The 15,778-nt window shown below is 44.5% G+C and carries 13 protein-coding genes; 4 read left to right on the top strand and 9 right to left on the bottom strand.

All coding sequences use genetic code 11. The features are described 5' to 3' along the window. Positions 1–21 precede the first annotated feature (21 nt). The 5 genes from AC3ITG_RS07935 to AC3ITG_RS07915 all read right to left on the bottom strand — a co-directional run bounded on the left by AC3ITG_RS07935 (position 22) and on the right by AC3ITG_RS07915 (position 6,243). Positions 22–978, bottom strand: a complete 957-nt coding sequence (locus AC3ITG_RS07935) for an IS30 family transposase (RefSeq protein WP_413372728.1) — start codon at positions 976–978, stop codon at positions 22–24. Positions 979–1,536: 558 nt separating this feature from the next. After that, positions 1,537–2,373 (bottom strand): carbohydrate ABC transporter permease, encoded by an 837-nt coding sequence (locus tag AC3ITG_RS07930; protein ID WP_413376426.1) that lies wholly within the window; start codon positions 2,371–2,373, stop codon positions 1,537–1,539. A 17-nt stretch (positions 2,374–2,390) separates the two neighbouring features. Further along, positions 2,391–3,326, bottom strand: coding sequence for a carbohydrate ABC transporter permease (locus AC3ITG_RS07925; RefSeq protein ID WP_489253379.1), 936 nt, complete (start codon positions 3,324–3,326; stop codon positions 2,391–2,393). Positions 3,327–3,396: 70 nt separating this feature from the next. Continuing rightward, positions 3,397–4,698, bottom strand: coding sequence for an ABC transporter substrate-binding protein (locus tag AC3ITG_RS07920; protein WP_489253378.1), 1,302 nt, complete (start codon positions 4,696–4,698; stop codon positions 3,397–3,399). Between the two features lie 420 nt (positions 4,699–5,118). Then, a complete protein-coding gene (locus tag AC3ITG_RS07915) occupies positions 5,119–6,243 on the bottom strand; it encodes a GntR family transcriptional regulator (protein ID WP_489253377.1) in 1,125 nt (374 codons plus the stop codon). A gap of 753 nt (positions 6,244–6,996) precedes the next feature. On the opposite strand from AC3ITG_RS07915, the gene AC3ITG_RS07910 reads away from it, so the two are divergent. Genes AC3ITG_RS07910 through AC3ITG_RS07895 form a run of 4 tightly spaced genes read left to right on the top strand, consistent with a single transcriptional unit; the run spans position 6,997 to position 10,491 of the window. Then, positions 6,997–8,160, top strand: a complete 1,164-nt coding sequence (locus tag AC3ITG_RS07910) for an ABC transporter ATP-binding protein (protein ID WP_413376418.1) — start codon at positions 6,997–6,999, stop codon at positions 8,158–8,160. A 1-nt stretch (position 8,161) separates the two neighbouring features. Continuing rightward, entirely contained in the window at positions 8,162–8,827 is a 666-nt protein-coding gene (locus tag AC3ITG_RS07905) for an ABC transporter permease (RefSeq protein WP_489253376.1), read from the top strand. A 47-nt stretch (positions 8,828–8,874) separates the two neighbouring features. Next, the gene (locus AC3ITG_RS07900; RefSeq protein WP_489254440.1) at positions 8,875–9,777 is read left to right on the top strand and encodes a glycine betaine ABC transporter substrate-binding protein; all 903 of its coding nucleotides are present in this window, start codon (positions 8,875–8,877) and stop codon (positions 9,775–9,777) included. Between the two features lie 12 nt (positions 9,778–9,789). Further along, positions 9,790–10,491, top strand: coding sequence for an ABC transporter permease (locus AC3ITG_RS07895; protein WP_413376412.1), 702 nt, complete (start codon positions 9,790–9,792; stop codon positions 10,489–10,491). A 383-nt stretch (positions 10,492–10,874) separates the two neighbouring features. Here AC3ITG_RS07895 and AC3ITG_RS07890 read toward each other — a convergent pair whose 3' ends face one another. From AC3ITG_RS07890 to AC3ITG_RS07875, 4 genes are read right to left on the bottom strand one after another with little or no spacing between them, the layout of a single operon-like run. Next, the gene (locus AC3ITG_RS07890; RefSeq protein WP_489253375.1) at positions 10,875–12,146 is read right to left on the bottom strand and encodes a Gfo/Idh/MocA family protein; all 1,272 of its coding nucleotides are present in this window, start codon (positions 12,144–12,146) and stop codon (positions 10,875–10,877) included. A 42-nt stretch (positions 12,147–12,188) separates the two neighbouring features. After that, complete coding sequence (locus AC3ITG_RS07885) at positions 12,189–13,814, bottom strand: type 2 periplasmic-binding domain-containing protein (protein WP_489253374.1); 1,626 nt, start codon at positions 13,812–13,814, stop codon at positions 12,189–12,191. 41 nt (positions 13,815–13,855) lie between these two features. Beyond that, positions 13,856–14,740: a carbohydrate ABC transporter permease gene (locus tag AC3ITG_RS07880; RefSeq protein WP_489253373.1), complete on the bottom strand. Its 885-nt coding sequence runs from the start codon at positions 14,738–14,740 to the stop codon at positions 13,856–13,858. Positions 14,741–14,755: 15 nt separating this feature from the next. Beyond that, the gene (locus tag AC3ITG_RS07875) at positions 14,756–15,718 is read right to left on the bottom strand and encodes an ABC transporter permease (protein ID WP_083584731.1); all 963 of its coding nucleotides are present in this window, start codon (positions 15,716–15,718) and stop codon (positions 14,756–14,758) included. Positions 15,719–15,778 lie beyond the last annotated feature (60 nt).

Raw genomic sequence — 15,778 nt, 5'->3', positions numbered from 1 at the left:
CCTTTTTTATAAAACGGATTGTCAAACCAAGTGCGACAGTTCCTTTATGAAAGATTCGTGAGCGGTTTTCCAGCCCAGACATTTTCGGGGGCGATGGTTGATTAAGTGAAGCGAACGCTCCAATGTTGCATCTGATATTTGCTTAAAGTCCGTGCCCTTGGGAAAGAACTCTCGAAGTAAGCCGTTCGCATTCTCATTCGAACCGCGTTGCCAGGAAGAGTAAGGGTCAGCAAAATAAATCTGTACGTCGTGTGTTTGTTCCAGGTTCGCGTAGCAGGCGAACTCCTTGCCACGGTCTGCCGTAGCGGTTCGAAAAGCCTTAGTAGGATACTGAGCAGCGGCTACGCCAAAGGCGATCTCCATCGACAAAGCCGTCCGATCGGGCATTTGAATCGCGGTGTACAGACGTGTTTTCCGTTCAATGAAGGTTGCTACACAACCCTTGCTCTTTCCACGTCCCGAAACCACCGTGTCCAGTTCCCAATGCCCAAATGTTTCCCGAGAGCGAACGTCCTTCGGACGCTCGGAAATGGGTCTGCCTACAGCAAACTTACCGCGTGTTTCCGCAGGTTTCTGACGTTTACCTTTGTGCCGGAGTACATGCAAAGCACCTTTGGTTAGACGACCTGCATAGATCCAGCGGTAGATCGTTTTAAAACATACGGTGGGTCGATTTTCAGTTTTAAAGCGCTCCACGATCTGTTCAGGGGACCATGTGGCGTGCAACTTCTCTTCCAGCTCTTCAGCATGTGCTTTCGTCCATCTACCCTTGGATACGGAAGCTTTGCGGCGCTGCACATAAGCTTGTTGTGATCTTTCTGCCTGATAAGATTGTAGTTGAACATTCCGGCTGATCTCCCGGCAAATGGTCGTATGATGCCGACCAAGTTCCTCGGCGATGGCTCTTGCACTTTTCCCTTGTCGATGTAGGATTTCTAGCTTGCTGCGTTCGATTATGCTAAGATGTGAATAACTCATGGACTGATTCTCCTTGTGTGAATGCTGGTGTGGTAACTTTCATTCTACACGAATCAGGCTATGAGCCATTTTTTATTTCCAGTAGGTGTCGCACTTCATATTACAATCCGTCATAAATTGCAATAATTTCAGATAACGTCTTTTCTACGAATTCACCCATTTCCCGCGTAAGAGCAAATATACGAATTCGCTTAATGTCCCATATGTATTATTAGACGAAGAGAGGGCTAATCCTCCATCTCCGACAGGTTGCTTCTTATGAGTCGGTCCAGAGGGCTATAAACTAACGTTCCATCTGCCCGCGAGCCTCATTATTATGCAGAATGCATTGGTACGCAAAAAGGCAGCTTCTGCTTTACACATCGCTGCCTATTTGCTTATTAACTTTTTTCCAAAGGACCTATCAATCGTTATCTACATAAAAATTGCGGTCGCTGATTTGGATATCCTGCGAATTCGGCTCACGTTTAATCAAATTCAGCATCCCATCTCTGCCTTGGTGCGTCCTAACATCCCTGGGGTTCCGCCTCGTGGGAGCTTCATTCATACAAATGATGTTCAACCTTTTATACCGCTAAATGTAATGCCGCTAATAAACGTCTTTTGAAGAAAAAAGAACAAAACAATAATAGGTAATGTCATCAAGGTGGATACGGCCATTAATAGACCCCATTCGGATCCCTTTTGACTCTGAAATTGCTGCAATCCGAGCGAAACCGTGTAAGATGGTTCATTGGTTAAATAGAGCAAGGGGCCCATGAAATCAGTCCAGCTCCCCATAAATTGAAACAATGCCACGGCTAAAACGGCGGATTTGGCTAGTGGAAACATGATCTGTAAATATATGCGGAACTCACTAGCGCCGTCTAAGCGGGCCGCTTCGCGCAGGGCATCAGGCAGTCCCATGAAAAACTGCCGCAATAGAAAAATGTAAATTGGCACTCCAAAAAATTGGGGTACAATCAGTGGAAGAGATGTTCCTACCCAACCTAATTTAGTAAACAACAGGAATAGAGGAATCATCGTCACCTGTCCGGGGATCATCATAACAGCGAGGGTAACAAAGAAAAGTATACCTCTCCCACGGTACTCTAACTTGGCAAAACTATATGCAACTAAGGGACAGGATATGATCACACCAAGCGTACTAACGATTGTTATAATCGCCGTGTTTTTCAGATATGTCCAGAAAGGGATATACTCAACGGCACGGGAATAATTACTCCACAGAATTGGATGCGGAATCCACTCTGGGGGGAACGTAAAGATTTGTGTGAGTGGTTTAAGAGAAGTCGAAAGCAGCCAAATGAACGGAATAATGAAAAATGCAGAAGCAACAATTAGACATAAATAGGCTAACGCACGATTGAGTCTTTTGATAGCGATAGGATTCATCCCTTACTTCCTCCTCCTTATTTCCCTTGATAATGAACCCAGCGTTTAGACGTAATAAAAACAATCCCGGTTAATGCCATAACTATAATAAATAAGATCCAGGCCATTGCGGAGGCATAACCCATTTTGAAATACCTGAATCCGTTCTCATATAAATACATGACGTAAAAAGTCATGGAATTTGCAGGAGTTCCTTGCCCTTTGGTCAACGTATAGGGAAGAGTAAACTGTTGGAATGCACCGATCATTCCCATGACAAGGTTGTAGAAAATAACGGGAGTGAGCAAAGGCAGGGTTACCTTTCTCGTTTTCTGAAACCAGTTAGCTCCATCGATTTGTGCTGCTTCATAGTACTCTTCAGGGATGTCTCCTAATCCAGCAAGGTAGATGACGACGGCTTGCCCAATACCCCAAAGCGACATCAAGATGAGTGAAGGCTTGGACCACGACTCACCACCAAGCCAAGAAGGCCCATCGATACCGATATTCGCTAACATCCCGTTCACCAATCCGAAGTTTGGATGTAACAACCACATCCACAGAACAGCCAAAGCCACTTGTGGAACAAGTGTAGGCAAGAAAAAGATCGTTCTGAATATAGCCATCCCCTTGACCTTCATATTCAACATCATAGCGAGTGCCACACCGAAAAATATACTTAATGGAACAAAAAATACGGTGAAATAGATCGTGTTGTATATGGATTTCCAAAACAAAGGATCATGAAATAGATCTATATAATTACTCATTCCGACAAATTCACCAGGCTGCAGAATGCTGTAAGTAGTGAAGCTGAAGTAGATGGACATTAGCATCGGAATTGCATAAAAGCATAGCAGCCCTATAGCCCAAGGTGAAGCAAACAGCCACCCAATCACGTTAGTTCTGTGGAGTGCTCGTTTCCTTGCCGATGGAATTGCTTTTACTTGAACTGAATCGGCCAGTTTCGCCATGTGCATTCTCCTTCCAATTGTCATTCATTAATAGGCAAGGAGAGAGTTCGCTCCCTGCCTACCGAGCACCCTATTTGTCGTATTTTTCTAAAGCCTTATTAACAATCTCTGTTACTCTATCCAGGTTCTCTTTCGGAGTACCGTTACCGCGGGTAGCCTTTTCCGTAGCGGAAGCTAACTCATTCCACAACAGCTGTCCTTCAGGAATAACCGGGCGGTTATGTGAATTGGGCAAAATATTGATAAATTCTTTCATAATCGGATCGTCTTTGTAACCGTATTTGTCGTTAACCGAATCGATAACGGAAATTTGAGAGTCAGCGTTTAATAACGTTTGCCCCTCTTCTTTCCCTAAGAATTCGAGGAATTTCCAAGCAGCAGCGACGTTCTTGGCGCCTTTAGGGATAATAGCGGACCCGCCTCCCGACCATGTCGTAAAATTAGTACCTGTTGGAGTCGGTATTGGTGCAACACCGTAATTTAAATCCGGCTTAAATTTTTCGATACCCTTCACTGTAAAGTTTCCACTTATCTTCATGCTGACTTGACCGGAAATGAACGGATCCATTTCCTCCGTGCCAGCTGCGCTTGTGAATCCGGCAATATCCTCGACATTGTATTTTTTGCCGAAGTCGGTCATCCATTGTAGCGCTTCAACGACTTTAGGATCATTTGCGGTAATTTTGCCGGTGGCAGCGTCCTTGAATTCTCCTCCAAATGCCCATCCCCAAGTATACAGCCAGCCTTGCGAATACCATGGGATGAACCCGATCCGTTTGAAACGTTTACCTTCCTTGATGGTTAACTTTTCGGCGGCCGCTTCAAGCTCGGCGATCGTTTGTGGTGGTTTGTTGGGATCCAGCCCTACTTCTTTGAAATGATCCTTATTGTAAAATAGCAGGCGAGAGTCCGTATCCATCGGCATTGCATAAAGCTTCCCTTGATAACTGGACTCCTCCCAAGCAAATGGATAATACATTTCCTTTAGAATTCCGGATTCTGCTGCCATCGAGGATAAGTCAGTCAGAGAACCTTGCGCAGCCCAAGTACCGACCTTAAACCGGTCGAAAAGTGCAACGTCAGGAGGATTGTCGCCTGCGACTGCAGTCAGCAGCTTCTGATCGGATCCCTCACTGGATTCTGTATAAACCAATTTCATTTTGATGGTAGGATTTTTCTCTTCAAATGCCTTCACGACTTTATTCAAATTATCTAAATCAATGGAGGTAAGACCATGCCACATCGTAACCGTTGTATTCCCCTCTCCTGCCTGATCGCTTGAGTCTCCCTTCGTTGAGCAAGCGGTTACAAGTAGTGACATAGCCAGAAAGTAAACAAGAATTGGAAATGCGATTTTTTTGGATCTCCTCATTCAAAGTCCCCCTTAAGTTAAATTAATTCGTTTAACTTGAATTCCTATAAGATCCACTTCATTTTCTGATCAATCCACAATTTATGTAAGCGCTAACAAGATTGATGATATGAACTATTAAAATCAGAAAATGATAAACGAAGTGAATTTGTTATAAGAACCCCACTAGTTATACTAAGTATATTAATATGACATCATAAAGCGTGTCAATTGCAATATTACGACATAAATATTCATGACGTATGGCTATAATTAGATATATAAATCGACGTTTCAAGGTTCGTTAATCTCCCAGGTCAGGAACGTCCATGCTTCGAAGTTTATATTTCTTATATCAAAAAAAGTGCCGATAAGCCCCTGGGGGCTTATCGACACATTGAAAAATATCCTTGCTTTTGTTGAGCTGCGCTTGTATTAACCCTACCTGTTATTTTTCACGACCATACGATGTTCAATAATGTTCAGCTCGGGAACTGCTGTTCCATGCAACTGAGAGATTAGCATATCCACTGCCAATTCACCCATCTGCTTCTCATCCTGCTTAATATGAGTGAAGATGGGTTGACCCAAGTGATCGTTCAGGGAGTCGAAACATACAATCTCGAATTCCTCCAGAGATTTCCCCATCGAGTGGATGACCTGAGCCAGCATGGTAGCTATTAGAAATTCCGACGCGACAAACGCCTTTACATCAGGGTGTTGTTTCAAAAAATGCTTTACTGTTTCTTTATCACTTTCAATCGCTGTTCCGTTTATGTTCATGGGAAGGGTGCCCTTCAAGTTCGTCAATAAATAATCTTTGTTCAAGTTCATTCCTTCTTGGGTGAAGGCAAACGTATATCCGAGCAGCCTTTCCTCCAATGTCGAAGTGTTCTCTTCCGGCGGAGATAAAAAGGCAATTTTTTTATGACCTTTGCTAATCAGATGACGCGTAAGATCCATGGCTGCTTTCTTATTGTCTGTGTATACCGAACAAACCGGAATTCCTTTTAGATATCTATCGACCAAAACAATTGGAAACCGATCTAATACAAGTCGAAGCAGCTCCGAATTATAGTGTTGACCATGAATGGGGGTCACGATTAATCCTTTGATGCCTAAACCAATAAATAAGTCGATCGCGCGTTTTTCCTCATCCCGATCCCCGCAAGTTCGCTTGATAATGAGTTGATAATTATGCTCAGCACTCCGCTTTTCCATTGATCTAAGAAGTTGTAGGCCAAACTCGTCAGAAAAATTCGGTATAATAAACCCGATCAACCGCTTATCATCCTCAGGAACCAAGGTCGTTCTTACCTCTGAATAGTGCTTCGGTTCTTGTCCTCCAATTATACCATCGGCCACATATGAACCTTTTCCTTGTATTCGCTTAATAACCCCAGAATCCGCCAATTTCTCCAGAGCTTTTTTAGATGTAATACGACTGACGCCAAATTGTTCAGCCAACTCTTTTTCAGAAGAGACTCGGTCTCCTTCTTTTAATCGACCTTCTTTAATCTCTTGTACAATATAGATATATATCTGCTCGTATAAATGCAATTCCACAAAACCACCCTGACATCATAATATTAGTATACTAAGTATATTACACAAGGAGTAATTCGCAAAGTTACTCAGATTACCGACGAACTTCTGTAGCATTGAAGTCAAACTAGACGGATAATAATATGAAGTGCGACAAGCGGTGTTGCACTCCCCGATTCTTGAGCTAGATCCCAAGGACTTTATTGTCGTACAGAGCAAGACTTGCTTCATGGACGGTTCTGGACCTGGGGAACCAACAATTCAAAATCATTCTATATACATGTTTCATTCCAATGCAAAGTGGGTAATTTATTAAACATATTATTGCAGTTATACGGACCTACTCATAAGGGACTCGTTACCTGCTTTTGCATTTTGCATATATCCATTTGGGCGGAGAGAAGCAGTGGCACAATTACAGGCTACTTGAGTTCTCACAGGATGTTAGGGATTCATGTATGAGAACGCATACTTTCCCGTATACGAACAGGGGCTTAATACTTTTTGGATGGAATTTTTTTTACTTAAAATGTTATTACCCTCAGGGATTTCCTCGTTGAAAATTCTCCATCGCCTTGATGATGCGCTTAAACCTCATTTTGATTTCTTTAAAAGCTAACGCGCTTAGCTTCATTTCCATTTCTACATAACAAGTGTGCCGCCTTCCCTTAACTCTGACATCCAACTCTCCCCTCAACAGTTTTTTGGGTCTCCGATGGATAATATGCCAAATGCTCCGCATAATATGGATACTGCTTGCAAAGGGGCGATTGAATGATAGTACTAGAGCATGTGAACAAGGTTTATGATAATGGCTTTCACGCTCTGAAAGACCTTAACCTTGAATTCAAAAAAGGTGAAATTACCGTCCTTATCGGACCGAGTGGCTGTGGCAAATCGACAACGATGAAACTGATCAATGCGCTCAATACGCCCTCATCGGGCAAAGTGATGATTGATGGTAAGGATATTTCGAGATTGAATCCGGTTGAACTGCGGCGCAATATTGGCTATGTCATTCAAAGCGTTGGTTTATTTCCGCATATGAATATCTCCAAGAACGCTGGTGTGGTTCCGCGTCTGAAGAAGTGGGAAAAAGACAAAACAGATCAAAAAGTGAATGAATTGTTGGACATGGTCGGACTGGACCACACAACCTATGCCACTCGCTATCCATCGGAGCTTAGCGGCGGACAACAGCAGCGTGTAGGTGTAGTGCGAGCACTTGCGGCTGAACCTGACATCATCCTTATGGATGAGCCTTTTTCCGCACTGGATCCCATCAGCCGTGAGCAGCTTCAGGATGAACTGATCCGGCTTCAGCAGGATCTCCATAAAACTATTATCTTTGTTACGCATGATATGGATGAAGCTATTAAAATTGCGGATACCATCGTTCTGATGAAGGATGGTGAAGTGATGCAAACGGGTAAACCGGACACCATTTTACGGCATCCCGCAAACGATTATGTACGTGACTTTATCGGTTCGAAACGTCTGCAAGATGAAAATGAAAGCGCCTATGAAATTCCGCTTGTAGATGAAGTGATGATTACTAATCCGGTCACTGCATTCCCGAACAGGGGATTAGCTGAAGCCATAAAGATGATGGAAATGAAGCGGGTCGATTCGCTGCTGATCGTGGACCGTAACCGCCAGCTTCAAGGAGTGGTTTCAATCTACCGGGTTCTCGACCAATACGGCGAGGAAGGGAAAACTGTAGCTGACGTTATGCATCCGGTCCGTTTTTCCGTCGCTTCGGGAAGCACGCTTCCACAGGCAATCGAGACCATGGACAGCCATCAACTCAGCAATCTCCCTGTAATAGACAGTAATAACCGGTTCCTCGGATTAATTACAAGAGGCAGTGTGGTTAAACATTTGGCCGAAGTATATCCAATGATGGTCCCTCCGGTGCTGAACGGAGAGGATGAGTGATATGAACGCATTCTGGAGTTTCATTACGGATCGTTATCCGGATATTCTGAAGGCATTGCAGGAGCATCTGATCCTCTCATCCTCTGCCGTGCTTTTGGGGACGATTATTGCAGTACCAATCGGTATACTATTGGTATACAACCGGGTAGGCTGGATTAATAGCATCGTATTTTTCATTACAAACCTGTTTCAGACGGTTCCGAGCTTGGCACTTCTGGCTATTCTGATTCCGCTGCTCGGCATCGGAATGAAGCCGGCCATACTGGCGCTGTTTCTGTACTCCCTGATGCCGATCCTGCGTAATACCTATGACGGTTTTCACTCCGTGGATAAAGGAGTACTCAATTCTGCCAGGGGAATGGGATATAGTACCGCTCAAACGATTTTGAGGATTCAGCTTCCCTTAACCCTTCCTTACATCATGTCCGGTATCCGCATAACGACGGTGTACATCATCAGCTGGGCAACACTGGCTTCCCTGATTGGTGCTGGCGGTTTAGGCCAGCTTATTGTATCTGGACTTGGTGTCAACAAGCCCGAGATGATATTCATCGGTGGCATTGGTGCTATACTCCTGGCACTTGTAGCTGACGGTTTGCTTGGTCTGCTTGAGGGCTGGCTCAGCAAGCACTACCATCAGAATCAGACCCGGGACGCAGCTATATGAGTAACAACAACCGCAGACTGCGAGCCAGACGGAACAAGGAAGGCGTGATGAAACTGATTAAGCTCAAATGGATACCGATGTTAGTCTGCATGATTGCTCTTGCCGCTTTTAATTCCGCATGCGGAATTAAAAGCGAGATTACGATCGGGACTCAAACCTATACCGAAACCAAGATTATTGCCGAAATGTACAAAGCTCTGATTGAAGACCAAACCAATCTGAAGGTAAATATTATCCCGGATCTGGCATCCAGTTCATTGGTCATCAATGCGATGAAAAGAAACGACGTTCAGATGGCGACATTATATACCGGTGAAATTTTCAACAACCATTTTCCGATCAGCGGTACCAAAGAACGCGCCAAAGTCTTGAAGGAAGCACAAGATGGATTCCTGGAGCACTTTGGGTTCATCTGGATGAATCCTTTGGGTTTTGAGAACACATATGCGTTCACGGTAAGAAAGGATCTTTCCGAATCCAATGGGTATACCAAAATTTCCGATGTCAAACAAGACATGACCAATATGAAGCTGGGGGTAGATACCACCTGGCTGGAAAGAAACACCGATGGATATCCAGCATTCTCCAAAGTATATGACATCAAATTTGGACAGGTGTTTCCTATGGAAATCAGTCTAGTATACAGCGCGGTAGCCAATGAGCAGGTTGATATCGTATTGGCCTATTCTACGGATTCCCGGCTAAAAGCCTACCAATTGCAGACACTTCAGGATGACAAGCAATTCTTCCCTCCATATGATGCAAGTCCGGTATTGCGTTCGGACCTTTTGAAGGAGCATCCTGAAATTCAGGATACAGTAGCGCCTTTAATCGGTCATCTGGATGCAGATACGATGATATCGCTCAATTATCAGGTGGACATTGAGAAGAAAAGCGAGCGGGAGGTCGCGATTACGTACTTGAAAGAGCAAGGCCTCTTGAAAAGCTAAAGGAGGGTAAGCATGGAAAGTGAACATTTAACATTTGCAGACTTTTTGTCCTATATTTCACGAAATAAAGGTTTGCTCTGGGAGTATTTCATCCAGCATGTTACGATGGTGGTTATCGGTCTGGGACTGGCAGTAATCATCGGAGTGCCTCTTGGAATCCTCTGCTCTAAAAGCAAATGGGCTGCCAAGATCATTTTATTTATTACAAACATCCTTCAGGTGGTACCGAGCTTGGCCATGCTTGTGGTTCTCATGTTATGGCTGGGACTCGGAACGAAAACGGTCATGGTTGGGCTCTTCCTGTATTCACTGAATCCAATCGCACGTAATACATACGTTGGGTTAAGACAGGTGGATCCCAGCTATCTTGAATCTGGAAAGGGAATTGGTATGAGCGCCTTCCAAATGCTCGTTAAAGTTCGTTTTCCGCTCGCGCTGACTTATATCATTTCAGGTTTGCGTATTGCGGCCGTCATTGCCATCGGCGTGGTAACGATTGCTCCCCTCGTGGGAGGCGGCGGGTTGGGACGGGAAATATACGCTGGACTGAACAGCAATAACTCCCTCCGGATCTTTGCAGGTGCCATTCCTGCTGCGATGCTGGCGATCGTTGCGGATCTTGTGCTTGGAATTTTGCAGCGTAAAATGGATCTGTCCAAACGAAAGTCACCCAATGCGGCTCCATCACCTGCTAAAATACAAAATATCAAATGACATTGACTCCATAGGGGGTATCCCAAAAGATCTAAGATCGGGATGCTCCCTTTCTTTCAGTTGTCAGACGCTCCGTGTACGAATCATTCCTCCCATAGCTGTTTCCCGACTTCCTCGAATTGCTCTCAAGTCTTCATTCTTCATATCAGCCTTTTCCATAAATATATGTAACATCGACTGGAGGTCTGCTCAGTCGAGTGTCTGGCTTATAAGATTTTGTTACCCTTATTGCCCCTAAAGCCTCCACGTTCTCCCGGCTCCCCCCATCGTAAAACGACCACAAAAAAAGGCCAACCAGTAATTACTGGCTAACCTGATAATACGAAAACCATCCCTCAAAATATATTCATACCTTGAGGAGCAGCTTATCGATACACTGCTGATTATTTAGATAGCTCTTCCTTCACCATAAGCTGACGGGCATATTCATTCAGATCGATAGACTCGCCTCCGTTCAGCCGTGACTTTTCAGCTGCGAATGCAATCAGATGACTCCGGACGGAAGCTGCAGCAGATGTCAGGCTTTCCTGGCCGTTATAGTGACGGACCTCATTCAGAAAATTCCTCACAATGCCGCTGTCTCCCCCACCATGGCCACTGGTTTGAGAAGGGATTGTGATTTCTGTTTTTTGATGTGTCAAAAAGTCGTACACGGTAATTTGATCTTCCTCACCACGAAGTTCTCCTTTCGTCCCCATGATCTGGATTCTACGTTCCTGCTCAAATGTAAAGCCGCACATACTGAACATGGCCGTAGCTCCACCTTCAAATTCCATATTCACGACCTGATGATCTACTACATTATTGTCACTCCGGTATACACACCGGCCGTAATCGGTATTACGTAAGCCCTGTATGATATTCGGCTTCGTCAGCTCCTGTGTAAAATGTCCTGCCCAACCCCTGAACTGGTCACTCAAATAAAATCTTGGTGCAGAATACGCGCAGGTTGGTTCTACAGCACAATCCAAGCATCGGTCAGCGGAACCTTCCGGTGCATTGCCTTCATGAAAATGTTTAAGAGATCCGAACGAACTGACCTTGAGACAAGGCTGATCTACGAGCCAGGATAATACGTCCATATCATGGCATGACTTGGACAGGATCATCGGGCTGGATGTGTTGGAATTGTTCCAATTTCCTCGCACGAAGCTGTGGGCAATATGCCAGTAACCCACATTCTCATTCAACTGAATGGAGACAATTTCTCCGATACGTCCTTCTTGTATCACCTTCTTGATTGTATTCCAGAACGGTGTGTACCGCAGCACATGGCAGATCGTCAGCAGACGGTCATTATCTCTGGCCGCTTGTTCCATCTCAAGACATTCCTTCGGATCAGGTGACATCGGCTTCTCCAGAATAACATGATACTTCTTATCTAAAGCCTGCATCGTTGGACCATAATGCATTCTGTCCTGTGTACAAATAACCGCAATATCAGCCAGCTTAGGTTCAGCCAACAGAGGCTCCCAAGACTCATAACAGTGTTCCGGTGGAATCCCGTGCTTCTCAGCAAATCTTGCTCTCCTCACTGGGTCGGCTTCGGCAACCGCAATGAAGGTAAGCTCATGCGGATAATCAAGTGCATAGGGTGCATAGCCACCAGCTCCCCTCGCACCTGCTCCAATCAGGACTGCTTTCATTTGACTCATATTTGTTCACTCCTTTATGATCTGAAATCTACGGATGAACCTTTAATCCGCTTGGGTATAACGGTCTGCTGCTGATTGATAGATGGCTACATATCGTTCTACGCCCATCTTTTGGAGAGCTGCCACATACTGATCCCAATTGTCAAAGGATTCATTTCCAGTAATGAATTTGTCACGCATTTCATCTACATACGTTTCAATATCCGTTTGGAAAGTGGTCAGATCCCGCTGCTCTTCCTGCGTGAAATTAAATGGAGGCCAAATTTGATCTTGTGGTAAGATGTGAGGCTCTGCTTTTTTCGCATTATCAACCGAAGTTGGCAGACCTTCAGCACCCTTGAAGTACTTCTGCTTCACAAAACCAGGGTAGTACCCACCCGGCCAGATCAGGTATTGACCTACCGCCTGGTCTAGATTAAGGCCATCCGGGTTGTTTTTGATATTGTCGACATAGTCTACGTTACCGTCTGCGTCTTCTTTATACGTCTCATCTTTCCATCCCATGAAGAACGTCTTGATGCCCTCATCGCTGTAGAAATAATCCATCCAGCGGATCATGGCCTCTGGGTTTTGGGCTTTATCTGTAAGTACGAACATCCCGATATTACCGAGTGGAGAACCATATGCATTGTATGTCTGATCGCCATGAGGACCCTTCAGTACTGGCATGCCAACATAACCTTGCTGATTGTATATCGCAACTGGATCGACATTATCAACGACTCCGATCAGGCCTTCCATACCTTTAGCATCCACTTCGGTACTCTTAACAGATACAATGTCCTGCTCGAGCAATCCGTCTTTGTAGAGCTTGTTCACGAACTGTAGCAGCTCCTTGTATTGGGGATCGGTTGGAATAAAGCGTACTTTATCCGTCTGAGGGTCTGTATCAATGTTAATGTTGGAGGTTCCATGATTATTCACCCCAAATGAACCTCTCAGGTAGTTCACCACACCAGCCGTTCCCACACCGCCCCAGGCAATCTCGTCCTTTTGCCCGTTGCCGTTCGGGTCCTTTTCTTTAAATGCTTTCAACATATTATAGAAGTCATCTAATGTCTGCGGTTCCTGCAAACCTAATTTATCAAGCCACTCTTTCTTCACCCAAGGTGTTCCGTACAGAACCGACTTGAATTCCGGATCATACAAGGTTGGCAGCCCATATATGTTACCATCCGGCATCGTAATCCCTTTGCCAATAACCGGATACTTCTTCATTAGAGCCTTAAAGTTAGGCGCGTATTGGTCGATCAGATCATTTAAAGGAATGAATGCGCCCTGCTTGCCGTATTTCAGCAGATCTGATCTCGAAAACGCCGAGGCGTAGAACAGCTCCGGGTAAGCGCCGCCTGCCAGCAGGAGATTGCGTTTTTCCTTCAAATTATCCTTCTGCACCGTATCCCACTGGATATGAACATTGGACATCTTCTCGTACTCTTTCCAGAGTCTGAGATCATTCCAGTCCGCATTGGCAAAAAACTTTCCGGCAAATCCGCTCACTTTAATGGTGTCATTTACGATCGGAAATCCGCTCGCATTGACTTTGCCATTGGCAGCTCTTTTATCCTTGCTACTTCCCGAATCAACACCCTTAGAACTGCATCCAGCCAGCATCGAAACGGACATCATACAAACTAGAGCGATACTCCCCCACTTTTTGAGCGTCATTCTTATTCCTCCCTTTGTCCCATCGTTATCCATACAAGGAATTATCCTTTAATGGCACCAATCATTACGCCTTTAACAAAATATCTTTGCAGGAAAGGATAAAGCAGGAGCACCGGTATGTTGGCAACGACGAGTACAGCATATTTGATGCCCTCCACTTCCCTTTGCTGCTTAATCGCAGACTCGGTTGACATTTTGACCATATCGTTCGTCTGGCCTTGAATCAGAATCTCCCGCAAAATGAGTTGAAGTGGAAATTTGTTCTTGTCTGACAGATACAACATTGCGTTAAAGAAGGAGTTCCAGTGCCCAACAGCATAGAACAGAATCGTCACCGCTATAATGGGCATGGATAATGGCAGGATAATCCGGGTTAAAGTTTGAATATTGGAGCAGCCATCGATTGTCGCCGCCTCATGCAACTCATTTGGAATCGATTGCTGGAAGAATGTCCGCATAATGATAATGTTCCAGATCGAAACGGCATTCGGAATGATCATGACCCAAAATGTGTTTAACATGCCAAGGTTTTTGATTAGCATATAGGTTGGAATTAATCCGCCACTGAAGAACATCGTGAAAACAAACAGGGCCATGATGGCATTGCGGCCTATAAAATCCTTTCGAGATAGCGGATATGCCGCCAGAATCGTCATGACGAGATTAATCAGCGTCCCCACTGACGTATAGATCAGTGTATTGGTATAACCTCTGAGGATATCTTTGTTCTGAAAAATCTTCTCGTAAGAATGGAGATTGATCCCCTTGGGCCATAGGAACATTTCACCACGCAGGACGGCCTGTGGATCACTGAACGAAGCGCTTAACACAAAAACAAGCGGGTAGATAACAATGAGCGTAATTGTAATTAACAAAAAATGGTTAATTATATTAAAAATACGATCTCCTCTAGATTCAACAAGCATGCATCAGCAACTCCCTTACCATAGGCTCGTTTCACTCATACGTTTTGAGATCTGGTTAACAGTGACTAGTAAGATGAAATTGATTATGGAGTTAAACAGACCAATCGCCGCCGAGAAGCTGTATTCAGCATCTTGTATCCCGCTCCGGTAAACGTAGGTAGAGATAATGTCCGAGGTTTCTAAATTCAGTGTGTTCTGCATCAGCAGGACTTTCTCGAAACCAATACCCATGATGCTTCCGATATTTAAAATGAACAAAATGATAATTGTCGGCATAATACTCGGTATATTAATATGCCATATCCGCTGCAACCGGGTTGCCCCATCCACACGCGCTGCTTCATGAAGCTGAGAGTCCACGCCGGCTAATGCCGCCAAATAAATAATCGAGCTCCAGCCCATGGTCTGCCATACATCCGACATCACAAATAAGGTCTTGAACCAGGAAGGTTCAGACAAGAAATTAATGGGATTACCGCCAAACATACCAATGAAATGATTAATGATTCCGTATCGCGGCGATAAAAACATCATCATCATGCCTACGACCACGACGGTTGATAGGAAGTGCGGCGCATAGGTTATGGTCTGAACAAATTTTTTAAACTTTTCCGCCCTTACCTCATTCATCAGAAGCGCCAAAATGATAGGGACTGGAAAACCTACCGCCAAGCTGTACAACCCAAGTCCAAGCGTATTTTTAATTAATCTCCAGAAGAAATAACTGTGAAAAAAACGTTCAAAATGTTCAAAACCGACCCAGGGGCTTCCCCAGATTCCCTTCGTTGCAATGAAATCCTTAAACGCGATTTGAATGCCATACATCGGCAAGTACTGAAAGACAATGTAATAAGCAACAACTGGTGAAATTAACAAATAAAGCTGCCAATTTCGTAAAATGGGGTTCCACTTTTGACGTCTTCTTCTCTTCTTTTCATGTACTGCATTCATTGCAGGTTGTACAGTTGTATTGGCCATGAACATCCCCCCTGGAATTGTCACTACAATCCTGCCTGGCAAAATGTCTTTGTGTTAAAT

The organism is Paenibacillus sp. GL_099_B (assembly GCF_057835695.1).
Note: the sequence above shows the minus strand (reverse complement) of the source record. Positions and strands in the feature narration are given on the sequence as shown.